The 22,821-nt window shown below is 60.5% G+C and carries 17 protein-coding genes; 12 read left to right on the forward strand and 5 right to left on the reverse strand.

Translation table 11 applies throughout. The features are described 5' to 3' along the window. The 3 genes from JCM12296_RS16745 to JCM12296_RS16755 form a co-directional block, all read left to right on the forward strand. Nucleotides 1-263, forward strand: a 263-nt coding sequence (locus tag JCM12296_RS16745; RefSeq protein ID WP_172683938.1) for a 4Fe-4S binding protein, incomplete at its 5' end; no start/stop codon positions are given. 97 nt (nucleotides 264-360) lie between these two features. Beyond that, a complete protein-coding gene (locus JCM12296_RS16750) occupies nucleotides 361-1,191 on the forward strand; it encodes a 4Fe-4S binding protein (protein WP_054695475.1) in 831 nt (276 codons plus the stop codon). 327 nt (nucleotides 1,192-1,518) lie between these two features. Continuing rightward, entirely contained in the window at nucleotides 1,519-2,043 is a 525-nt protein-coding gene (locus tag JCM12296_RS16755; protein WP_054695478.1) for an RrF2 family transcriptional regulator, read from the forward strand. Nucleotides 2,044-2,135: 92 nt separating this feature from the next. Here JCM12296_RS16755 and JCM12296_RS16760 read toward each other — a convergent pair whose 3' ends face one another. From JCM12296_RS16760 to glnE, 5 genes are all read right to left on the reverse strand, one after another. After that, nucleotides 2,136-3,122: a GGDEF domain-containing protein gene (locus JCM12296_RS16760; RefSeq protein WP_054695481.1), complete on the reverse strand. Its 987-nt coding sequence runs from the start codon at nucleotides 3,120-3,122 to the stop codon at nucleotides 2,136-2,138. Further along, the gene (locus JCM12296_RS16765; protein WP_054695484.1) at nucleotides 3,119-3,784 is read right to left on the reverse strand and encodes a response regulator; all 666 of its coding nucleotides are present in this window, start codon (nucleotides 3,782-3,784) and stop codon (nucleotides 3,119-3,121) included. Before JCM12296_RS16765 ends, JCM12296_RS16760 begins: the two co-directional genes overlap by 4 nt. After that, nucleotides 3,777-6,389: a response regulator gene (locus tag JCM12296_RS16770; RefSeq protein WP_306304061.1), complete on the reverse strand. Its 2,613-nt coding sequence runs from the start codon at nucleotides 6,387-6,389 to the stop codon at nucleotides 3,777-3,779. Before JCM12296_RS16770 ends, JCM12296_RS16765 begins: the two co-directional genes overlap by 8 nt. Beyond that, on the reverse strand, nucleotides 6,305-7,888 hold the full coding sequence (locus JCM12296_RS16775; RefSeq protein ID WP_054695491.1) for a cache domain-containing protein: 1,584 nt from the start codon (nucleotides 7,886-7,888) through the stop codon (nucleotides 6,305-6,307). The genes JCM12296_RS16770 and JCM12296_RS16775 overlap by 85 nt, the downstream gene beginning before the upstream one ends. A 154-nt stretch (nucleotides 7,889-8,042) precedes the next feature. Then, nucleotides 8,043-11,027 (reverse strand): bifunctional [glutamate--ammonia ligase]-adenylyl-L-tyrosine phosphorylase/[glutamate--ammonia-ligase] adenylyltransferase, encoded by a 2,985-nt coding sequence (gene glnE, locus JCM12296_RS16780; protein WP_054695494.1) that lies wholly within the window; start codon nucleotides 11,025-11,027, stop codon nucleotides 8,043-8,045. 413 nt (nucleotides 11,028-11,440) lie between these two features. On the opposite strand from glnE, the gene JCM12296_RS16790 reads away from it, so the two are divergent. The 9 genes from JCM12296_RS16790 (at nucleotide 11,441) to purF (ending at nucleotide 22,772) form a co-directional block, all read left to right on the forward strand. Then, nucleotides 11,441-12,571, forward strand: coding sequence for a class II glutamine amidotransferase domain-containing protein (locus JCM12296_RS16790; RefSeq protein WP_054695499.1), 1,131 nt, complete (start codon nucleotides 11,441-11,443; stop codon nucleotides 12,569-12,571). Further along, the gene (locus JCM12296_RS47615) at nucleotides 12,535-13,050 is read left to right on the forward strand and encodes a 4Fe-4S binding protein (protein WP_281492036.1); all 516 of its coding nucleotides are present in this window, start codon (nucleotides 12,535-12,537) and stop codon (nucleotides 13,048-13,050) included. Before JCM12296_RS16790 ends, JCM12296_RS47615 begins: the two co-directional genes overlap by 37 nt. 32 nt (nucleotides 13,051-13,082) lie before the next feature. Continuing rightward, the gene (locus JCM12296_RS16795; RefSeq protein WP_281492037.1) at nucleotides 13,083-14,168 is read left to right on the forward strand and encodes a glutamate synthase-related protein; all 1,086 of its coding nucleotides are present in this window, start codon (nucleotides 13,083-13,085) and stop codon (nucleotides 14,166-14,168) included. Between the two features lie 334 nt (nucleotides 14,169-14,502). Continuing rightward, nucleotides 14,503-14,946, forward strand: a complete 444-nt coding sequence (locus JCM12296_RS49170) for a GltB/FmdC/FwdC-like GXGXG domain-containing protein (RefSeq protein ID WP_306304062.1) — start codon at nucleotides 14,503-14,505, stop codon at nucleotides 14,944-14,946. Beyond that, complete coding sequence (locus tag JCM12296_RS49175) at nucleotides 14,898-15,311, forward strand: hypothetical protein (protein WP_306304057.1); 414 nt, start codon at nucleotides 14,898-14,900, stop codon at nucleotides 15,309-15,311. Before JCM12296_RS49170 ends, JCM12296_RS49175 begins: the two co-directional genes overlap by 49 nt. Next, a complete protein-coding gene (locus JCM12296_RS49180; protein WP_306304058.1) occupies nucleotides 15,275-16,609 on the forward strand; it encodes an FAD-dependent oxidoreductase in 1,335 nt (444 codons plus the stop codon). Before JCM12296_RS49175 ends, JCM12296_RS49180 begins: the two co-directional genes overlap by 37 nt. Nucleotides 16,610-16,804: 195 nt before the next feature. Beyond that, nucleotides 16,805-17,941 (forward strand): glutamine-hydrolyzing carbamoyl-phosphate synthase small subunit, encoded by a 1,137-nt coding sequence (carA, locus tag JCM12296_RS16805; RefSeq protein WP_054695502.1) that lies wholly within the window; start codon nucleotides 16,805-16,807, stop codon nucleotides 17,939-17,941. An 85-nt stretch (nucleotides 17,942-18,026) separates the two neighbouring features. Further along, nucleotides 18,027-21,290 carry a carbamoyl-phosphate synthase large subunit gene (gene carB / locus JCM12296_RS16810; protein WP_054695505.1) on the forward strand — a complete coding sequence of 1,088 codons (3,264 nt, stop codon included), beginning with the start codon at nucleotides 18,027-18,029 and terminating at the stop codon, nucleotides 21,288-21,290. 42 nt (nucleotides 21,291-21,332) lie between these two features. Beyond that, a complete protein-coding gene (purF, locus tag JCM12296_RS16815; protein ID WP_054695509.1) occupies nucleotides 21,333-22,772 on the forward strand; it encodes an amidophosphoribosyltransferase in 1,440 nt (479 codons plus the stop codon). The last annotated feature ends 49 nt before the right edge of the window (nucleotides 22,773-22,821 follow it).

Genomic DNA, 22,821 nt, shown 5'->3' on the forward strand with positions numbered 1-22,821 from the left:
CAAATTTGGGCAGCTACAACCTGGACGACATCCGCATTGACGGCCATCTGACACGCCTGGAAAACTTCAAACTGCCGCCCCTGGGCGGCGAGGCCAGCCACGACAACCCGGCGATCCAGGCCTTGGTGGAAACCAAGAGCCACCTGGTGCCGACCCCCGATCCGGACGGGTGCACGGCCTGTGGCACCTGCATCGACCAGTGCCCGGCCGATGCGCTTGCCATGGTCGACGACCTGCCCGAGGCGGACATGGCCGCTGCGTGACCTGCTTTTGCTGCCAGGAGATCTGCCCGGAAAAGGCCATGCATCTTCAGCCGATCGAATTAAAGTGAATTGAATCAAAAGAAGGAGTCATCGAAAAATGAAAAACGCCTATGTGGTTTATTGCTCGCCGGCCGGATCCACCGGCCATGTGGCCCGGGTGATCGTCGACGAACTTGCGTCCCGGTCCGTGGCGGTAACCGAATTTGACCTGGGTGCCGGCCAGGATCCGGCACCGCTGGTGAAGCAACTTGCCGCGGCCGGGGAGGCGGATTGCCTGTTCGTGGGGTCGCCGGTCTACCGCAATCTGGCCGTGCCGCCGGTGATGGATTTTATCAACAGCCTGCAGGCCACCAAAGGCTGCCGGGCCGTGCCCTTCATCACCTGGGGCGCCGCCAGCAGCGGTGTCGCCTTGTGGCAGATGGGACACGCCTTTTCGGACAAGGCCTATCCCATTGTCGGCGCGGCCAAGGTGCTGGGGCTGCATTCATTGATGTGGTACAGCGATGATCCGGTGGGCAAGGGGCATCCGGATGCCGCGGACGACGCCATGGTGCGCGGCTTGGTGGGCGATGTGATCGCGCGCATGGCCGACGGCAAGGCCCTGGATTTGGCGGTCCTGGACTACCAGCGAGGCGGTCAGCGCCGAGGCAAAGAAGATGATCGACCAGCCTGGACGAACATTCCCAAATCCGTTGACGCGGACAAGTGCACCGCTTGCGGGGCCTGTGTGCCGGTCTGCCCGGTGGGTGCCGTCAGCTTGGATCCCACGCCGGTCTTCGGACCCTCCTGCATCGGCTGTTTCAACTGCTTGCGTGAGTGCCCCGAGGCGGCGATCGTTTCCGGCATGCCTCTGGAAAAGCTCGAAGCCATGATCCGCGGACGGGTGGCCACCTTGAACGAGACGCCGCCGACGCAGATTTTCGGGTGAGAAGAGAAAACAGCCTCTGACGGATTCGTAAGAAGCCCGATATCGGCGTTACGCGTATCCTTCGTCACTGCGGCGTACGCAAAAGTACGCCTCATTCCCTAAGGATTCGCAAGCCTTGATCTCGGGCTTCTTACGAATCCGTCGAAACGGTATTAGGGCTGGATTTTGATTTGAAATCAAATGCCGCGCGACGCACCGGTGAGGGGGGCGGAAAACATTGCCATTTGCGATAAAAATGGATATGTTGCGCCGAACATCGGAAAAAAGCGGCTGCAAATGTAAGGTTCTGGACGGTAACCGGCGTTTTCCGCCTTCGGATAACGACCCTTGCACGGATATGGCACGGGCACCCGCGCAGTCGATCCGCCGGCCGACCAGGACACCCCATTTATCGATCAGGCGGAACAAGGAACCCGATCAATCATGTTGGTAACCCAGAAAAAACAGTATGCTTTGCGTGCGATTTTCGAACTGGCCAAACAGCAGGGTGAGGAACCGGTCAAAACCGCGTCCATCGCAGAAGCGCAGTCGATTCCGCTGCGTTTTCTGGAGGTGATCATGGGACAGTTGAAACGGGCGGGGCTGGTGGAATCCAAGCGCGGTTTTTTCGGCGGCTACACGCTCCTGCAGCCGCCGGACCAGATTCGCGTGGGCGATATTTTCCGGTTGCTGGACCAGGAAGACAATGCCGATGCCTGCATGGCCTGCGCCTCCAAAGGCAATTGCCCATTTCTGGGCGGGTGTGTTTTCATGGCGCTGTGGGATCGGGCCCAGCAGGCCATGGACGCCGTTTATGATCAGACCACCATTCAGGCCCTACTCGACCAGGAAGCGCGGTTGACCGGAACCTGATTTGACAACCTATCTAAAACCAGAACGCCGGGTTTCTCCCCAGCGGGGGACTTGGCGTTCTTTCCTTCAGCCTATAGGCCTACAGCCTCTATCTATTTCGCCACAACCTTGTTTCGGCCGCTGTCCTTGGCCTGGTACAGGGCCTTGTCCGCCCGTTCAACGAGCTGCTTGTTGGTGACCTCCGTCATATCGGGGGACATCGCCGTGACGCCCACGCTGGTGGTGATATGAATGGAATGCTTTTCATAGGTGAAGATGTGCTGCATCACCCGTTCGCGGAACCGTTCACACAGGCTGACGGCCTTTTCCAGTGACGTGTCGGGAAGAATGACGGCGAACTCCTCACCGCCGTAACGGCAGGCCACGTCATATTTGCGGATACTGGCTTCCAACAGGTGGCTGAACTCCTGAAGGATCCGATCGCCGCAGAGGTGGCCGTGGGTGTCGTTGACGCGCTTGAAATGGTCCAGGTCGAACATGCACATGGCCAGGCCGTGACCGTAGCGCTGGGCGCCGAAGACCTCGCGATCGAGGGCTTCCTGGAAATAGCGCCGGTTGAACATGCCGGTCAGTTCGTCGCGAACGGACATTTCGGCCAGCTTCTCTTGAGCGATGCGCATCTCCCGCTTCAGGCCGGCTTTTTCCAGGGCATTGGAAATGATGCGCAGAAGGGCCTTGCCGTTCAACTTCGATTTGGGCAGATAGTCGTAGGCGCCGATCTGAATCAGGCGAGAGGCGATGACTTCGTCTCCTTGGCTGGTGATGATCACCACCGGGGTCTCGATTCCCTCGCGGTTGATGGCCTCCAGCAGAGCCAGGCCCGTGCCATCCATGACCCGATATTCACTGAAGGCAAGATCGAAAGTGCCTTGGGCCAGCTGTTCAAGTGCCGTCTGGATGGACGTCACGCGGGTCAGGCGGATTTGGTTGTGACCGTCCAGGATTTGTTCCAGTTTGACGAAGTCCCCATCGTCGTTTTCGAGGCAGAGGATCGAGACCTTCTGATCCAGATTGAGGATCGTCTTCCCCCCGGCATAGGTTTTGGGTTGATCGTGCCTGATGGTTTGGATTTTTTTCACCGTGTCGGCGATGCGGGTGGCGGCGGCGCTGATTTTTTGATCCGTTCGTTCAGTGCGTCGGGAATGTTGCCATCCATCTCAAGCAACTGGATATTTCCCATCAGGATCATCAGCGGTTGGTTGAGTTCATGGGCGGTGGCGCCGGCCATTTGCAGCAGCACCTTCAGGCGTTCCTCTTCGACCACCATTTTCTGCTGATCGCGGATTTGTTGGTTGACGGTTTCCAGTTTGGCTACGGCGAGACGGAGTTGGGCGTTGCTGGTCTGCAGCTTGTTGCGTTGTTCGAATAATTCGACGAACACCTTGACCTTGCTCCGCAGAATCAAGGGATCCAGTGGCTTGAAAAGATAGTCGACGGCGCCTTTCTCATAGCCGGCGAAGATGTGGGGCTCTTCCTTGTTGATCGCCGTGACGAAAATAATGGGAATATGGCGGGTCTTTTCGTTGCCGCGCAAGAGCGCCGCCACCTCGAAACCATCCATGCCGGGCATCTGAACATCCAGAAGAATCAACGCGAAGGTATGTTCCAGAACCAGGCCCAGGGCCTCGTTACCGGATGCGGCGGTCAGGATGGTCAGCTCGGGACGTTCGAGCACCGCTTTAATGGCCAAAAGGTTCTCGGGCCTGTCATCAACCACCAGAATTTTGATTTTTTCATCCATGGGCGGTGTTATTAGCCTTTGGGCCTACCCGTTGAGGATTGAGCCAGACTTTCAGCATGGAGGTGAGAATATCCAGATTCACCGGCTTGGCCAGATAGTCATCGGCGCCTGCTTCGATGCATCTGGCCCGGTCTCCCGGCATGGCCTTGGCGGTCAAGGCAATGATGGGAACGTTTTGGTAGCGTGCCCGACCGCGAATCCGACGAATGGCCTGATAGCCATCGCCATCGGCCATCATGACATCCGTGATAATAAGATCAATTTCCGGGGAACGGTCAAGTTTGTCAAGACTTTCCTTTCCATTTTTACCGGTGAGGACGGTCACGCCCTTGTCCTCCAGGATGCTGGAAATGGCAAATACGGTTCGCATGTCGTCATCGGCCAGAAGGATCCTGTGCCCCCGCAGCTGAAAGCGGTCGTTGTCCTGGGCTGTGAGGCGCGCCTGTTGCGATTCGTCCAGTGCCTCGAGGGGAAGGTGAAGATAGGCCACCAGAGCCGGTAGGAGCGCATCGTCGCCATCGATCCAGGTCGTGTCGAAACCCCGGGCATCGGAATCGACGGCTTCCTTCAGGCGCCTTTCTGCCGGCCGGCCGAAATAGAAGAAGATCGGCAGTGGCGGATGGCGCCGCAGGACCTCGAAGAGGGACCGCCGCTCCCCTTCATCGATCTTCGGGTCAAGTATCAGCAGGTCGATCGGATCACGGTCCAGCGCGGCAACCGCTTCAGCCACGCTGGTCGTCGAAATGAACCGCGTGGTCGAAATGCCGGCCGCATCGATGATACGGGGGCCAACACGGTTGCGTGGATCCAGCACCAGAACGGTTCGGGTCGGATCATTGGCCCATTGCGCGGATTTGGCCAACGCGGCCGCAATGGCATCATCTGCGATGGGCATGGGGATGCGGCCGGCCGCGCCTTGGGGCACCGATGCCGGATCGCTTTCCTCGGGCATCAGCGCGAAAACCGGGATGTGCCGGATTCCGGGAAAGGCCTTGATGCGTTGAATCATCGGCGCGCCGTAACCGCCTGGCAGGGCCGGATCGATGAAAATGGCTTTCGGCAGATAATGGTCGGCCAAATGAAGACCGGTGGCGAAACGGTCGGCCATCAGGGGGATGAACCCGTTGCGCCGGGCATGCGCCTGAAGCGCCGTGGTGGCCTCGGCTTCGCTCGCGATGATCAATATGTGCGTTGTTTCAACCGCGGACGGATCGAAATCGGGCGACGGGGTGGTTGCGGCCGTCTGAACGCCGGCTTTTACCACGGGAGGGCGCCCCTGCGGCGATATGGGGGCAACGATGGCTGGTGGTTTTACGGATGTATGTTCCAATGTGGTGGACGGTGCGAGCGGCAGATGGAGGGTGAAGCAGCTGCCTTCTTCTTCCCGGCTTTCCAGGGTGATCGTTCCTCCGATCAGGCCGGCCAGCAGCCGTGAAATGGAAAGGCCCAACCCCGTCCCGCCATACGTTCGTCCGATGGAGCCGTCCACCTGTTGAAACGCCTCGAAGATGAGCTCCTGCTTGTCCGCTGGAATGCCGATGCCCGTGTCCGCCACCGTGATGGCCAGGCATGGGCTATCGGGCCCGTCCGGGGCGCTGATCTCAGCCGGGGGCTGGCCCAAGGCGAATTTCAGGTCGATGTTTCCCTTTTTTGTAAATTTGAACGCATTGGAGAGGAAATTCTTGACGATCTGCTTGAGCCGTTTGCCGTCGGTGGTCACATATTCGGGCAGATCCGGTTCCAGGTAGATGGAAAAGGCAATGCCGTTTTGTTCCGCCAGGGGCGCGAAGCTGGCCTGCATGGCATCGGCAACGGAGCGCAGTGCCACGGATTGGATGTCGATTTTCACCTTCCCCGACTCCACCGTGGCAAGATCCAGAATTTCGTTGATCAGGTTGATCAGATCGCCGCCGGCCGAGTGAATGGTCCGGGCAAACGCCACCTGCCGATCGGTCAGGGTGTCATCCTTATCTTCCACGAGCAGGCGGCTGAGCAACAGGATGCTGTTCAGGGGCGTGCGCAATTCATGGGACATGTTGGCCATGAATTCGGTTTTGTATTGACTGGATCGTTCAAGCTGGCGGGCTTTCTCCGCCAGTTCCGCATGCGCGTGCTCCAATGCGGTGTTTTGCCGTTGCATCTCCTGTTTCTGTTCCTCCAGAACGGCCATGTGGGCTTCGAGCGCCGTGGTGTTTTTGAGCATTTGGGCGTTGGCGGCTTCCAGTTCCAATTGTTTGAGGTGGAGTTTGTGCTCGGATGCCTGCAGGGCTTGGTTCTGGGCCATCAACTCGCGGCGGCTGGCCTCCAGGGCCGCTTCCCGGATTTTCAGGGCTTTGGCCTGTTGGCGGTTGTCCTTGAGCAGGCGTTCCTCCTGGGCGCGAATCGATGCCGCATGCAACGCCACGGCGATCATTTCCGCCGCGCCCTTGACAAACTGAAGGTCAGCCGGGGTGAAAACGGTGTGTTTTTCAAGCTCCAACACACCGATGAGGTTTTCGCGCAGCAGGATCGGAACCGTGATCAAGTTGGCCTGACCGGTGGCGGCCACCGGAATCGCCGGTTGGTGCGGGGCGTCCGTGCGGAAGGTATGGATATTTCTTTCCAGTGCCGTTTGACCGACCCGGCCTCGCCGGGGTAGATGCGCTCTTCGGGTTCGATGTCACCGCCCTTGGGAAACCGGCAGGTGCAGGTCAGACTGCCGTTTTTTTCGTTTACGTAAATCACTGCCCGGTGAAGGGTCAGGACACCGGCCAGGTGGTCGAGCGCCCGACTGTACAACATGTCCAGATCGAACTCCCCGCCGAGAAGGCGGTGTAATCCGGCCTGATCCGCCATGCGCCGAAGCTGCAAGGCGTTTTCCCGTTGGAGACGTTCCAGATGGTCGAGAACCTCGGCGAAAGTGGCTGCCAGGCGGTTGATCACATTGCCGCTGCCCGGCAAGGCGGGCAACCGGGACGCGCTTTGGGTCAGCCGGAAGGTCTGCTGGGAAAGATCCCTGAGCGGTCCGCTGAACTCTTCTTCCACGATCACGGCAGCCAGCAGCACTGCCAGGCTGGCGAAAATCATCACCCCCCAAATGACGATTCGCAGGCGATGGATGCAAATCAACGCCGTTGCGTGATCGAGCTCGACAATCAGGGCCAGGGGATGACCGGACAGGCGAATATCGGCATACACCCCGGTCACCTCGCGCCCCCGTGAATCCGTGTAGACCATTGGTGACGGCAGGGGGAGCCTGGCGCTGCGCACCGGATCCATTTCGCGCCAGGCGCGGATGATCGCCGTGTCGATACGCGGGTGTTTCCAGAGGGGATGTTCTGCCGTGCTGTCGACCAGCAGCCGCCGGTCGTTGTCCACCAAGAGCAGTCGCAGGCCTTTTGTCGGTTCCGAATTCCACTGCAGCAGGCTCGCGACGGCGGCAATGGAAATCTTGCAGGCGATAACGCCTGACGGGGATGCCGCATCCACCCCGATGGGCGCGGTGACAAACGCCGTTTCGGTACGACGATCGGCCGAATCGGGAGTAAATCCGGAAATGATTGTGTGACCGGAGGCCAGGGTTTCGCGAAAGGCGGCGGCGAACGGGGTTTCGGCGAGCTCAGCGGAAAGAAGGTTGGCGCCCAGCTCGCTTTCTTGGGCCGTGGAAAAAATCACATCGCCGCGCGGATCGACCAACAGAATATCGCCATAGTCGTGCAGGTCGGCATGCAGGGAGACCGGCGTTCCGTATGCCGCAACGGCCATGTTCCAGGGCATGCTGTGGACGAAAGCGGTAATCGGCCCGTCGGTCCCGGCAAGCCGTCGGCAAAGCGCACCGTAAAAGCCGATGGTGCTGGGCTCGCGTCCCAGCATGGCCGTATCGGTCCGGCGGTCATCAAAGAAAGCCTGGATTTCGCGCTGTTTCAACTCGGCCATGGCGCGCACGGTATTGGGGATCTCTTGCCGGAGGTGGCCTTCGGCCATCCGGTAGGTGATAAACCCGATGACGGTGGCGGGGAGGATGGCAATGACCAGCAGGCTGAGCAGGACGGTACGGCTCCATTGACGACTGAACAGCCGTTTCAGCGTCCGAGTTTGACGATCTGCCGGTAAATCCTTTTCCATAGCGTTCCCGATCGAAGTGGCCGGCCTTCCATGAGGACTCATGGACGACAGTTTTGCGGCAGTTGCCGGACCAGGCGTCGGCCTTTGGCGGTTCAGTCTTCAATGGCCGCGACGGATACGCCGGTTTCAGAGACGCGAGGGCAACTACTTCGTTTTAAATATCGGTCGGTTGTCGATGGAGTTGAAGCAATTTTAATGGACTTGTTGTCAATGCACCCGTAGGTTTTAGACCGCGGACAACGTTTTTTTGCCAGAAGCGCTGGACAAATGCGCGCAGGTGCTGAAACCGCCGGGCATCCACCTGGGTGGCGCCTTCACGGAGGTTTCGCCGGTGCATCGCCGCCCGGTAGATCAGGTAGGCCTGGCGAAGCCGATAGGCGTTCACGTTATCGACAATGCCGGTTTCGGCCAAGGTTTGCAAAAGACGGACATTGTCGGTCCAACGGGTCAGTTCCGCATGGGTGGCGGCATGCCGCAGCACCAGGTATTGAACGATGAATTCAATATCAATCAGGGCACCGGTGTCTTCCTTGATGTCGAACTGGCCCGGTTTGACCGTCAACCGATTTTCACGCATGCGTTCACGCATGTCACGCACCTCGGTTTTCAACCGCTCGGGATCCCGGGGAAGACGCAGCACCCGGCGGCGGATGGCCGAAAAGGCATTCAGCAGGGCGGCGTCGCCGGTAATGGGCCGGGCCCGGATCAGCGCCTGATGTTCCCAGGTCCAGGCTTTTTCCATCTGATAGCTGTCGTACCCGTCGACATGGCTCACCAGAATGCCGGACGAACCGTTGGGGCGCAGACGCATGTCGGTTTCGTAAAGCGTGCCGGCGGCGGTGTGGGCGGACAGCATGTGTACCACGCGCTGACCCAAGCGGGCAAAGAAATGCGTGTTGTCGATGGGCTGCCGACCACCGACGGTTTCGCCGCTGTCGGCGGCGTGCAGAAAGACGAGGTCGAGGTCCGAGGCATAGCCCAACTCGAGCCCGCCCAGTTTACCGTAGCCGATAACGGCGAATCCCTTGTCACAGGGCTTTCCGTTCAACGTACAGGTGGGGCGGCCGTGCCTGGCGACCAGGTGGGCCCAACAGATATCGACCACGGCTTCGAGAACGGTTTCGGCAATCCAGGTCAGATGGTCGCTGACCTTCATCAGGGGCAGGACGCTGGTGATGTCCGAGGCAGCGACCCGCAGGGTATTGATTTGGCGAAAGATGCGCAACGCTTCCATCTGGTATTCGGGATCGCCGTCGGGTACACTGGCCAACTGGTGCGCCAAGCTGGTCTTCAGGGCAGCAGCGTCGGGCGGTGTATAGAGGGTGCGCGGATCGAGCAATTCGTCCAACAAAACCGGATGGCGGCTGAGAAAGGCGGCGATCCAGGGGCTGGCGCCCACCAGGCGGATCAGATGCGTCAGGGCGGTCGGATACTCGATCAAAAGGGAGAGATAGCTGATGCGCTGCTGGATCTGTTTGAGCAGCTGAAGTACGCGTTGGAGCACCGTTTCCGGTTCATCGCATTTGACGGCCGCCTCCAGGACCCGCGGGATCAGACGGTCCAGGCGCCGCTTGCCGGCACCGCTCATGGCCCGGGTGCCGGGTTCGGCCATGAAGCTTTCCAAGAGATGGGCGGCGGTGGCGCTTTCCGTGAATCCGGCCTTCTCCAAGAGTTGGCAGCGTTCGGCCGTGGTCAGCGATGCGGTCCAGGCATCGGCCAGTCTGGCAACGACGGCCGAACCGGGGTCGGTGGAAGACGCCGCCTCGACCGCCAAAAGACCCGCAAAATGGGTGGCGACCTGGTTGCGATGGCGATTGAGAACGGTGAGATAGGCATCCCAGGTGAAAAATCCCATGGCCCGGGCCAGTTCGAGGCGAGCCAGGGGATCGGTGGGCAACGCGTGGGTTTGTTGGTCACAGGCTTCCTGAAGGCGATGTTCGCTGTTGCGCAGGAAACGATAGGCCTCGATCAGCTCCCGGCTGACCGCCGGTGGTACGTACCCTTCGCTGGCGAGCACCGTCAACACGGTCTGGATGGCCGGTTGCTGCAGGGCGGGCAATACGCCGCCACGGATCAACTGGAACATCTGACCGAAAAACTCGATTTCGCGGATGCCGCCGCTGCCCAGCTTGATATTGTCATCCAGTCGCTTGCGGCGGACTTCGGCGCTAATTTTCTGTTTCATTTCGCGCAGGGATTCAAAGACCCCGAAATCGAGATAGCGACGGAAAACGAAAGGCCGCAGGCGATCCAGGAGCTCCTTACCGGCGGCGGCGTCGCCGGCGACGACCTTGGCCTTGATCAGGGCATACCGTTCCCATTCACGTCCCTGGGACTGGTAGTAGTCTTCCATGTGATCGAAGGTCATCACCAGGGGGCCGCTGTCACCAAAAGGCCGCAGGCGTGCATCGACCCGGAAGACGAAGCCCTCCGCCGTGCTGTCGCCGATGGCTTGGATCAAAAGCCGGCAGAGGCGGGTGAAAAATGCCTCGTTGGACAGGGCCCGCGGTCTACCGCGGGTCTCGCCGGCGCATGGGAAGGCGAAGATCAGGTCCACATCCGAGCTGAAATTCAGTTCACCGGCCCCCAGTTTGCCCATGCCCAGGACCACCAGCCGTTGGGGATTGCCGGAATTGTCCCCGGGGGTGCCGACCGTTTGGCACAGGCGGTCATACAGAATCGTCAGGGCACCGTCGATGGCCGTTTGGGCCAGGGCGGACAGATCGGCCATGGTTTCATCCAGGCGGCTGAGCCCGGCCAGATCGCGTATGGCAATGCGGACCATTTCGCGACGGCGGAAGTGCCGCAGGGCCGTCTTCAACGGTACCAACCGCTGCTCGGCCGTTTCTTCCGGCGTGGCCGGGGCCATGGCTTGGAGCCGTGACGCCAGGTGGCGCGCCATCTGGTCCGTCTCATAGGGACGCAAAAGATCGGCGCTGTCCATCAGCTCGACGGCCATCTGCGGATGGCGGATGCAGTTGTTGGCGACGAATTCGCTGAAACCAAAGGCCTCGACAAGGGCCCGGGCCGCATGGCTGTCGGTTGAAAAGGCCAGCCCGGCATCCGCGACGGCCGAACAAAACGTGATCCGACGCTGATTGCGTCGTTCTTCCAGCTGCTGGGAAAGGCGGTCAGTCATGATCGGACAATAATCCTTGCGTTTGAATCGCCGGCGCTGCAGTTTGATCCTGCGGGTGGCCGGTGAAAAGGGGGTGCGCGTGGTTGGCCAAACCTACCAGATCATGTCGGATTTGCCAAGATCAGTATTTTTTCGATGAGTTAGCGGAAACCCGAAGGTGTTTTGGGTCAATAGTACAATAATGTAATTGAATCGAAAAAAAACTTGCAATAATGTAATGATTGGTTCTATAGAATCAGGTCCCGAGACCGAGTTGTCCGCCAAATAATTGGATTGCAGCAAATCCACAATGCTGGTATACAATTTGCTTTTCTCGAATCTCGGATGAAAACGCGCTTGTATCGTCAAGGTCCGGCATTGATATGTCAATGCCGGCCTTTTTTACCATCGGCAGCCAAAGGAGTGTGTGAACCATGTGCCGACTGTTTGCCATGACCAGTGAGACCCCCGTCTCCCCCATGATCGCCCTTGAAGCCATGGATGTCATGCGGGAGGGTCACGATGGATCCGGTGTCGGTTTGTTTTTGCGGGACCTGGCAGGTCCTTTCGAAGAGATGAAGGACGCGCCCATCCTGTCGGGTATTTTCAGTGAAGCGGGATTGCGGCGGCTGGATGACTTCATGATGGAAATCGGGTTCATGACCAAATACAAGATGAGCATCAAGGTCCCCAAGACGCCTCCTCCCGGTGTTCCCAAGCGGGACATTTACCTGATTCGGGCCTATGAGTATCCGGAGGATTGGGATGGTTACTCCCAGGAAGCCCTGCAAAGCGAGCTTTTGAAAATCCGTCTGCAGTTGCGGGCCATGGGGGAGGAGAAGGGGGACATGATCGTCTTCTCCTTCTGGCCCGATGTGATCATGCTCAAGGAGATCGGCGACCCCCTGAAGGTGGGCCGCTACCTGAAACTGGATCGCAAGGAACTGCACGCCCGCGTGATCATGGCCCAGGGGCGGCAGAACACCAATTACGCCATCAACCTGTACGCCTGTCATCCGTTTTTCATCCAGGGATACGCTTCCATGACCAATGGCGAGTGCACGGCGTTCACCCCCATTCGGGAATTTTTGCTCTCCCGCAATTTTCCCGGGTATTCCGGTTATCAGAGCGATTCGGAGGTCTTCACCCATATCCTGCATTATACGCGTACGCGCCTGGGGCTGGATGCGTCCGCCTACAAGCACATCATTACCCCCTTGCAGGACGTCGATATCGCGGCCCACCCCAACGCGGAGCTGCTCAAGAACCTCAAGCATTCCTGCCGCCGATTGATCATCGACGGGCCCAACTGCGTGATCGGCTGCCTGCCGGATCAAAGCCTGTTCATGGTCCAGGATCGCAAGAAGCTCCGTCCCGGTGTGGTCGGTGGCCGCCCCGGCCGGTACGCCTTTTCCTCTGAAATCTGCGGCTTGGATTTTGCGGTGCCGGATCGCGACAAGAGCAAAGACTTTCAACCCATGCATCTGGACACGGTCATTGTCGGACCCGATCGCCAGGAGGTTTCCGTATGCAACCAAATGCAGCCATTACCCCTTCTACACTAAGCGTCAAGGACCTGCCCTGGCAGATTCTCTGGCAGAAAGATAAATGCACCCTGTGCGGTCGCTGCACGGCGGTGTGCCCGGTCAACGCCATCGAACTGGGTGTTTTCCGTAAAAGGCGCATCAAGGTTTCCCTGGAACCCCAGGGCAACCCGTCCAGCAGCTTCGATGTCTACCACGGCATCCGCCAGAAAACCGATCCGGCATACGCCTGTGTGGGGTGTGCCACCTGCAACCTGGTCTGCCCCAACGACGCCATCATCCCGGTGCGTTCGGACGAGGCCGACAAGCTGCGGTTTCACATCAACCGCGGCGGACAACCCCGCAGCCGTGGCGGCCGACGCAATGTTTCGGGGGGGATCCTGGACCAGATCAAGTTCATCCGCATTTCCATGCTCACCGACCCGGCCCTGGACGCCGGCCGTCACGAATTCGAGCTGCGTACCTTTTGGGCCGGATTCTGCCACCGGAAGAAAATCTGAAGTTTCTGAATGAAAACGGATGGATCCCGCCGGTGCGGGAGATCTACCCCCTGATCATCGGCGGCATGAGCTTTGGCGCCCTCTCCCCCAACATGTGGGAAGGGTTGCAAATGGGGGTGGCCTATCTCAATGAAGAGTTGGGCATGCCCGTGCGCATGAGCACCGGTGAGGGCGGTTGCCCCCCGCGCCTTTTGAGAAGTCCTTTTCTCAAGTACGTGATTTTGCAGATCGCCAGCGGCTACTTCGGCTGGGACGAAATCATTCACGCCATTCCCGAAATGGTCGAGGATCCCTGCGCCATCGAGATCAAATACGGCCAGGGCGCCAAGCCCGGTGACGGCGGCCTGCTCATGTGGCACAAGGTCAACCAGCTCATCGCCGCCATCCGCGGCGTTCCCCCGGGCGTGAGCCTGCCCAGCCCGCCGACCCACCAGACCCAGTACTCCATCGAGGAATCGGTGGCCAAGATGATCCAGTCCATGTACATGGCCTGGGGATTCCGCGTGCCGGTGTATCCGAAAATTTCGGCGACATCCACGGCCATGGCGGTGCTCAACAACCTCACCCGTAATCCCTATGCCGCCGGATTGGCCATTGACGGCGAGGATGGCGGTACCGGTGCGGCCTACAATGTCTCCATGGATCACATGGGGCACCCCATCGCCACCAACATCCGTGACGGCTACCTGAACCTGGTGAAGGTGGGGATGCAAAATGAGATCCCGCTGTTCGCCGGTGGTGGCGTGGGCAAGAGCGGCAATCTGGCGGCCAACGCCGCGGCGCTGATCATGCTGGGGGCCAGTGGGGTGCAGACCGGCAAGTATATCATGCAGGCGGCCGCCGGCTGCCTGGGATCGGAGCACGACCGTTGCAACATCTGCAACATCGGCCGCTGTCCCCGGGGCATCACTTCCCAGGATCCGCGACTCTACCGGCGCCTGGATGTCGAAAAGGTCGCCGAGCGGGTGGTGGATGTCTTTCTGGCGTTCGACATGGAGCTGAAAAAGATTGTTGCCCCCCTGGGCCGCTCCACATCGCTGCCCATCGGTATGTCCGACGCCCTGGGCATCAGCGACTACCAGGCCGCCCAGCGGCTTCAGATAAAATATGTGATTTAATAATAGGTAGATAGGCTGAAGGTACTTAGGCTGAGGGAAAGCACTCCTTCAGTCTTCGGCCTAAAAGGCTAAACTCCCCTTTTGGCTTTGCTTCGACCGGAGAAGACGTGATGACGGAAAATCAACAGCCTTTACATATAGCGGGAATGCGGGATGGCGCGCGCTTGGCCTCCCGCGTTCTTGAGGAAGAGATTCAACGGGCCGTGGAAGCCGGCCATCGTCAATTGACCATCCAGCCTTTGGCCAACACGGTATCGGTGGCCGCCTTTGGAAAACCCATGGCGAGCCGGTTTACGTCACCATTGAAGGCCAGGCCGGTCAGCGGGTCGGCTCCCTGGGGTACCCCAATACCTTTGTCGACGTGCTCGGTCCGGCCTCGGACGACGTGGGCTGGCTCAACGCCGGCGCGACCATCACGGTGCATGGTCATGCGTCCAACGGCACGGCCAATGGCATGGCCCAGGGAAAAGTCTACATTGCCGGCAACATCGGCGCCCGGGGCATGACCATGACCAAACACAATCCCCGCTTCGAGCCGCCCGAGCTTTGGGTGCTGGGTTCCGCCGGTGATTATTTCGCCGAATTCATGGCTGGCGGCGTGGCCGTGGTTTGCGGACTTGACGCCCAGGATCCCGAAAACGTTCTCGGCTACCGTCCGGCGGTGGGAATGGTGGGCGGCCGTATTTTTTTCCGTGGGCCGCACAAGGGCTTCAGCCAATCCGACGCAAGATGGTGCCCATCGACGATGAGACCTGGAACTGGCTGGCCGATGGGTTAAAGGGGTTCCTCACGGCCATTGACCGGCTGGAATTGTTGGATACCCTTGCCGACCGCGAGACGTGGCAGTTGATCCGGGCCCGTTCGCCCCAGGAGAAAACCGGTGCGGCGCGCCGTTCCATGGCCGATTTTCATCAAAATGTCTGGGACAAACACCTGGGCAAGGGCGGCCTGGTGGGCGACCTGACCGATGTGGACCGCAGCCCCATTCCCCTGATTACCCACGGCGAGTTGCGCCGCTTTGTTCCGGTTTGGGAGAACCGTAAGTTCAAGGCCCCCTGCGAAGGACCTGCCCGTCGGGTATCCCGGTCCAGGAGCGCTGGCGCCTGGTGCGTGAAGGCCGGGTGGACGAGGCCGTTGACCTAGCCCTGGCCTATACCCCCTTTCCGGCATCGGTGTGCGGCTACCTTTGCCCGCACCCCTGCATGACCGCCTGTACCAAGGGCTCGGCGTTCATGGCACCGGTGGACGTGAGCCAATTGGGGCGGGCCAGCATTCAGGCCAAGGTGCCCGAGCTCCCATCCTTGTCGGGCAAGCGTATCGCCGTGATCGGCGGCGGTCCGGCCGGCATCTCCACCGCCTGGCAATTGCGCCGCAAGGGCCACGAGGCCGTGGTATTCGACACGGCCAAGAGCCTGGGCGGCAAGATCGCCTCGGTGATCCCCAACAGCCGGATCCCCAAGGATGTGGTTCAGAAGGAGCTGGATCGTGCCGCCGAGGTGATCCCCCATGTTCACCTGCAGCAGACCCTCAACCAAACCGATACCGAACAATTGGTGGCCGACTACGATTTTGTCATCGTCGCCGCCGGTGCCCAGAAGCCCAGGGTCCTGCCCATCCCGGGCAAGGAGCGGCTGGTCACGGCAACGGATTTCCTTCTCCAGGCCAAACACGACCAGATCAAACCGGGGAAACAGGTGGTGATCATCGGTGCCGGCAACGTGGGTTGTGACGTGGCCACCGAGGCCTCGCGTCTGGGTGCGGAATCGATCACCCTGCTCGATGTTCAGGAGCCGGCCAGTTTCGGCAAGGAGCGCGAAGATGCCGAAGCCGCAGGCGCCGTTTTCCGCTGGCCGGTGTTTACCAGCCAGATCACCGAAAAGGGGGTGGAACTGAAGAGCGGGGAGATCATTCCCGCTGACACGGTGATCATCTCCATCGGCGATGCACCGGATCTCGATTTTTTGCCCGCGGACGTGGCCACCGAGCGGGGCTACATTTTGGTCAACGACGATTACCAGACCTCCAACCCCAAGATCTATGCCATCGGTGACGTGGTGCGTCCCGGTCTGCTCACCGACGCCATCGGCGCCGGTCGACGGGCGGCGGAGACCATCACCGAAATTCTGGCCGGCAAACGGCCCGGTGCTGACCGGAGGGCCGTGATCGATATCAAGCGGATTTCCCTGGAGTACTTGGATCCGCGGATCATCCAGTATGAGGATATGGCCCAGTGCGGTTCCCAGTGCTCCAGCTGCGGAACCTGCCGCGATTGCGGCATTTGCGTGGCCACCTGTCCGGAGGCGGCCATCAGCCGCAAGGCCGGTGAGGGGGTGGTTTTCGAGTATGTGGTCGACCCCGACCGCTGCATCGGCTGCGGGTTCTGCGCCGGCGCTTGCCCTTGCGGCATCTGGGACCTGGTGGAGAATACACCCATGGGCTGACAGCAGGATAAAAGGACCGGCAGTCATCGAGGGCAGGCCCATGGGCCTGCCCTTTTTGCGAATATCCCCGCAGGCAAGGCCACGGGGGCTATGCCTGGTTGTTTTATGGGGTTGATTTGCCGGGCAGATGTGGTAATTGACCTCAGAACTTTTTCGGCGCGCGGCACACCGCCGGGCGCAACAAGATGGTTAGCCATGGAAGCACGATTGACACTCGAGGATGGTCGCACCTTTCCCTGCCGGTCGTTCACCGGTCCGGGGGAAGCCAGCGGCGAGGTGGTTTTCAACACCAGTATGACCGGCTACCAGGAGGTCCTCACCGATCCTTCCTATAGTGGTCAGATGGTGACCATGACCTATCCATTGGTGGGCAACTACGGCGTCAATGCCGATGATGTGGAGTCCGCCCGGATCCAGGTGGCGGCGTTCCTGGTCAAGGAATATCAGCCTTTTCACAGCAATTTCAGGGCCACCCAATCCCTGGCCGACTACCTCAAGGGGCAAGGTGTCCTGGGTGTCGAGGGGCTGGACACGCGGGCCCTGACGCGCCATATCCGCAACGGCGGCGCCATGCGGGCGATCATTTCCACGAAAGATCTCGATCCCGAATCCCTCAAGCGGCGCGCCAATCAGATTCCCAGTATGGTGGGCATGGACCTCGCCCGGGACGTGAGCACGCGCCGGACATACCGCTGGACCGGCGGCCAACCGGAAATACTGGACGACGACACCCGCATGGATACGACCATCTGGCGCCAGCGTGGCGATCGGCCGGCCGTCGTGGCCATCGATTTCGGTCTCAAATACAATATCGGTCGTTGTCTGGAGCGGGCCGGATTCGAGGTGCTGGTGGTGCCGGCCACCACCGACGCCTCGGCCATCATGGCCATGGCTCCCGACGGGCTGTTCCTCTCCAACGGTCCCGGGGACCCGGAGCCGGTGGTTTACGGCATCGAGACCACCCGGGAGCTGCTCGGCCGGTTGCCCATTTTCGGCATCTGCCTGGGCAACCAGATTCTCGGTCTGGCCCTGGGCGGGCGTACTTACAAGCTCAAGTTCGGCCATCGCGGGGCCAACCAGCCGGTCAAGAACCTGGATACCGGCCGGGTGGAGATCACCTCCCAGAATCACGGCTTTGCCGTCGATATGGAGAGCCTGGGGCGGGATGCCGTGGAGGTGACCCACATCAACCTGAACGACAACACCGTGGAAGGCATCCGGCACCGCCGGTTGCCGGCCTTTGCCGTCCAGTACCATCCGGAAGCGTCGCCCGGGCCCCATGATGCGGCCTATCTGTTCGACCAGTTCAGGTCCATGATGAAAATCGCCTAAACTCAATGCGATAGGTTGGATCCGTCCCCGGCTTAACCCCAATCGCGCACCGCTGGCTGCGCAGGACAACGCTGATTACCGAGACATGCCCAAACGCACGGACATCCATAAAATTCTGATCATCGGCGCCGGCCCCATCATTATCGGCCAAGCCTGCGAGTTTGACTATTCCGGGACCCAGGCATGCAAGGCCCTCAAGGAAGAGGGCTTCGAAGTGGTGTTGGTCAACTCCAATCCGGCCACCATCATGACCGACCCGGAAACGGCGGACCGGACTTACATCGAACCGGTGACGCCCGAGGCGGTGGCCAAGATTATCGAAAAGGAGCGTCCCGACGCCCTGTTGCCCACCCTGGGCGGCCAGACCGGCCTCAATACCGCCGTGGAGGTGGCGCGCAGCGGCGCCCTGGAAAAATTCGGCGTCGAACTGATCGGCGCCTCCCTGGAGGCCATCGAAAAGGCCGAATCCCGGGATCGCTTCCGGGAGGCCATGCACCGCATCGGCTTGAAGATTCCCGAGAGCGGCATCGCCAACAGCATGGAAGAGGCCCGCGACATCGCCGAGACCATCGGCTTTCCGTTGATCATCCGGCCCAGCTTTACCCTGGGCGGCACCGGCGGCGGCGTGGCCTACAACCCCGAGGACCTGGAAAACATCGCCAAGTCAGGGCTGGATGCCAGCCTCACCAACCAGGTGATGCTCGAGCAGTCGGTCCTGGGCTGGAAGGAGTACGAGCTGGAGGTGATGCGCGACCACGCCGACAACGTGGTGATCATCTGCTCCATCGAGAACTTCGACCCCATGGGGGTCCACACCGGCGATTCCATTACCGTGGCTCCGGCCCAGACCCTGACCGACCGGGAATACCAGATCATGCGGGATGCCTCCCTTTCGATCATGCGCGAGATCGGGGTCGACACCGGCGGATCCAACGTGCAGTTCGCCGTCAATCCCAAAAACGGTGATTTGATCGTCGTCGAGATGAATCCACGGGTTTCGCGCAGCAGCGCCCTGGCTTCCAAGGCCACCGGTTTTCCCATCGCCAAGATCGCCGCCAAGCTGGCCGTGGGCTATACCCTGGACGAGATCGCCAACGACATCACCGGGGAGACCCTGGCTTCCTTCGAGCCGACCCTGGACTACTGCGTGGTCAAGATTCCGCGCTGGACCTTCGAGAAGTTTCCCGAAACCCGCGACCTTTTGACCACCTCGATGAAGTCGGTGGGTGAAACCATGGCCATCGGCCGGACGTTCAAGGAGGCCCTGCAGAAGGGCCTGCGCTCACTGGAGATCGGACGCTTCGGCTTTGGTGCCGACGGCAAGGATCGCCCGGAGGTGGATGGCGCGCCGCCCACCCTGGATGAGATCGAACAGAAGCTGGCCATCCCCAACTCCCAGCGCATCTTCTACCTGCGGCATGCCTTCCAGGCAGGCATGACCGTGGAGGAGATCTACCAGATCACCGCCATCGATCCCTGGTTCCTTTACCAGCTTGACCAGATCCATAAAATGGAGCAGACCCTGGCCCAGACCAATGCGGCTGCCGTGGACCAGTGCGCCCCCGGCGACGCCTTCACGGCGCTTTCCGTTGACCAACTGCGCCAGGCCAAGGAATACGGTTTTTCCGATGTCCAACTGGCCCATCTGACCGGAAGCACGGAAAAAGCCGTCGAAAAGGCGCGCAAGGCCATGGGGATCCGGCCGGTTTACAAATTGGTAGATACTTGCGCGGCCGAGTTCCGGGCGGCCACGCCGTACTATTACTCGACCTTTGAGACCGAGTGCGAGGCGCGCGTCTCCGATCGCAAGAAGGTGATGATCCTGGGCGGCGGCCCCAACCGCATCGGCCAGGGCATCGAGTTCGACTACTGCTGCGTGCATGCCTCCTTCGCCCTCCGCGAAGAGGGTGTGGAAAGTATCATGGTCAACAGCAACCCGGAAACGGTGAGCACGGACTACGATACCTCGGACAAGCTCTACTTCGAACCCCTGACCCGCGAGGATGTTTTGCACATCGTGGAGAAGGAGAAGCCCGACGGCGTGATCGTGCAGTTCGGCGGCCAGACGCCGTTGAATCTTTCCACCCCCTTGCATCGGGAAGGCGTGCCCATTTTGGGTACCCAGCCGGAGAGCATCGACCGCGCCGAGGACCGCGAGCTCTTCCAGGCCATGCTCAAGAAGCTCGGCCTCAAGCAGCCGGCCAACGGCACGGCGCTGTCCATTGCCGAGGCACTGTCCATCGCCGACAGCATCGGCTACCCGGTGATCGTGCGGCCCTCCTTCGTGCTCGGCGGCCGGGCCATGAAGATCGTCTACGACCCCAAGGACATGGAAAATTTCACGCGCCTGGCCATCCTGGCCTCACCGGGCCATCCGGTACTCATCGACAAGTTCCTGGAGGAGGCCACCGAGGTGGATGTGGATGCCATCAGCGACGGCACCCTGACCGTCATCGGCGGGATCATGCAGCATATCGAGGCGGCCGGGGTGCACAGCGGCGATTCGGCTTGTGTTTTGCCGCCCACCAGCATCGGTCCGGCGATGATCGCGCAGATCAGCGCCGCCACCAAGGCCATGGCCGCCGAATTGAAGGTCGTGGGGCTGATGAACGTGCAATACGCCATCAAGGACGATCAGCTATACGTCATCGAGGTCAACCCGCGCGCCTCGCGGACCGTGCCCTTTGTCAGCAAGGCCACCGGCGTGCCCCTGGCCAAGCTGGCCACCAAGATCATGCTGGGCAAGACGCTGACCGAACTGGGGCTCACCCGGGAAGTGGTCCCCCGACACCTGTCGGTGAAAGAGGCCGTCCTGCCCTTTGACCGCTTCCCGGACGTGGATACGCTTTTGGGACCGGAGATGAAGTCCACCGGCGAGGTGATGGGGATCGACAGCGAATTCGGCCTGGCCTATGCCAAGGCCCAACTGGGCGCCGGCCAGCGCCTGCCCCTGTCCGGGTCGGTCTTCATCAGCGTGGGCGACGAAGACAAACCGGCCATTTTACCCGTGGCCCGGCAGTTCGCCGAGATGGGTTTTGCCATCCTGGCCACCGACGGCACCTGGTCGCGGCTTAGCGCAAGCGGTATTGCGGCCGAGCGCATCAACAAGGTGTCCCAGGGCCAGCCCCATGTGGCCGACGCCATCAAAAACGGTCAGATCCAACTGATCATCAATACCGGGACGGGCAACGACTCCCGCCGGGACGGATATACGATCCGCCGCGCGGCCCTCAAGTTCAAGGTGCCTTACGCCACCACCGCCGCCGGTGCACTGGCCGTGTGCCAGGGGGTGGCTGCCCTGCGCGAGAAGCCCTTCGCGGTCCGACCGATTCAGGATTACCATGCTTAAGAGGCAATGCGTCCCCTTCTATCCTTTTCAAGGCAGACGACCATGACACCATCAGCAATCGTTCCCCGAGAGCCCATCGATGATGACAAACCCCGTGAAGCCTGCGGGCTTTTCGGCGCCTTCAATCATCCGGATGCGCCCAAACTTTGCTACTTCGGGATTTATGCCCTCCAGCACCGCGGTCAGGAGAGCGCCGGCATTGCCGTCGCCGACAACGGCGCCATCGACGAGTACAAGGGGATGGGGTTGGTTCCGGATGTCTTCGACATGGACATCCTGGAACGGCTGAACGGATCGACCGCCATCGGCCACGTGCGCTATTCCACGACGGGCAGTTCGGTGGTGGCCAACGCCCAGCCGTTGGTGGTGCGCCATCGCAACCGGGCCTACGCCGTGGCCCACAACGGCAACCTGGTCAATGCCCATACCATCAAGGCCGAGTTGGAGGAGGCCGGGTCGATCTTCCAGACCACCATGGACAGCGAGGTCTTTCTGCATCTTTTCGTGCGCAACCTGCACTTGGGATTCGAGGAAGCCTTGAAGGCCTCGGTGGCACGCATGAAGGGGGCCTTTTCCATGGTCGTGCTCACCAGCCGGGGGGAATTGATCGGCATCAAGGATCCTCACGGTTTCCGCCCCCTGTGTCTGGGCAAGCTCAACGGTTCCTGGATCCTGGCGTCTGAAACCTGCGCCCTGGATCTGGTGCAGGCCGAGTTCGTGCGCGAGCTGGAGCCCGGAGAGATCGTCATTATCAACAAGGACGGCGTCAAGAGCATTCGTACCAACACGCCCAAGCAACGCTCGTTCTGCATCTTCGAGTTCATCTATTTTGCCCGGCCGGACAGCACCTTTTTCGGGCACAACGTCTATCTGACGCGCAAGGCCCACGGCCGGCGGCTGGCCGAGGAGTCACCCGTGGACGCCGACCTGGTGATGCCGTTTCCCGATTCGGGGGTGTACGCGGCCCTGGGCTACTCCGAGGCCTCCGGGATCCCCTTCGAAACCGGCATGATCCGCAACCATTACGTGGGGCGTACCTTCATCCAGCCCACCCAGAGCATGCGCGATTTCGGCGTGCGCGTGAAACTCAACCCCATCAAGGAGGTGCTCAAGGGCAAGGACATCATCATCATCGAGGACTCCATCATCCGCGGAACCACGGCCAAGACGCGCGTCAAGGCCCTGCGGGAGCTGGGCGTCAAGCGGGTTCACCTGCGCGTGAGCGGACCGGCCCATCGGTTTCCCTGCCATTACGGGATCGATTTCTCCACCAAGGGGGAGTTGATCGCGGCCAAGATGAGCGTCGAGGAACTGGGGCGCTATTTGGGGTTGGATTCCCTGGCTTACCTCAGCCTGGATGGCCTGCTCGAATCCACCGGCATCGAAAACCCGGCAGACCATTTCTGCAAGGCCTGTTTCGACGGCTGCTATCCGGTGCAGTTCGATGAGAACCTGACCAAACACTGCATGGAGGTCCGTTAGGCAAAACGTCCTTGTATTTATTGGCCCGGCACACTAAGCTGTCTGCACT

This window comes from Desulfosarcina cetonica JCM 12296, assembly GCF_001311845.1.
Lineage (GTDB): Bacteria > Desulfobacterota > Desulfobacteria > Desulfobacterales > Desulfosarcinaceae > Desulfosarcina > Desulfosarcina cetonica.

Coding starts and splice junctions, on each gene's coding strand:
- JCM12296_RS16750 (WP_054695475.1), top strand. CDS start 361: ATGAAAAACGCCTATGTGGTTTATTGCTCGCCGGCCGGATCCACCGGC.
- JCM12296_RS16765 (WP_054695484.1), bottom strand. CDS start 3,784: ATGGATGAAAAAATCAAAATTCTGGTGGTTGATGACAGGCCCGAGAAC.
- JCM12296_RS16775 (WP_054695491.1), bottom strand. CDS start 7,888: ATGGAAAAGGATTTACCGGCAGATCGTCAAACTCGGACGCTGAAACGG.
- glnE (WP_054695494.1), bottom strand. CDS start 11,027: ATGACTGACCGCCTTTCCCAGCAGCTGGAAGAACGACGCAATCAGCGT.
- JCM12296_RS16790 (WP_054695499.1), top strand. CDS start 11,441: ATGTGCCGACTGTTTGCCATGACCAGTGAGACCCCCGTCTCCCCCATG.
- JCM12296_RS47615 (WP_281492036.1), top strand. CDS start 12,535: ATGCAACCAAATGCAGCCATTACCCCTTCTACACTAAGCGTCAAGGAC.
- JCM12296_RS49175 (WP_306304057.1), top strand. CDS start 14,898: ATGGTGCCCATCGACGATGAGACCTGGAACTGGCTGGCCGATGGGTTA.
- carA (WP_054695502.1), top strand. CDS start 16,805: ATGGAAGCACGATTGACACTCGAGGATGGTCGCACCTTTCCCTGCCGG.
- carB (WP_054695505.1), top strand. CDS start 18,027: ATGCCCAAACGCACGGACATCCATAAAATTCTGATCATCGGCGCCGGC.
- purF (WP_054695509.1), top strand. CDS start 21,333: ATGACACCATCAGCAATCGTTCCCCGAGAGCCCATCGATGATGACAAA.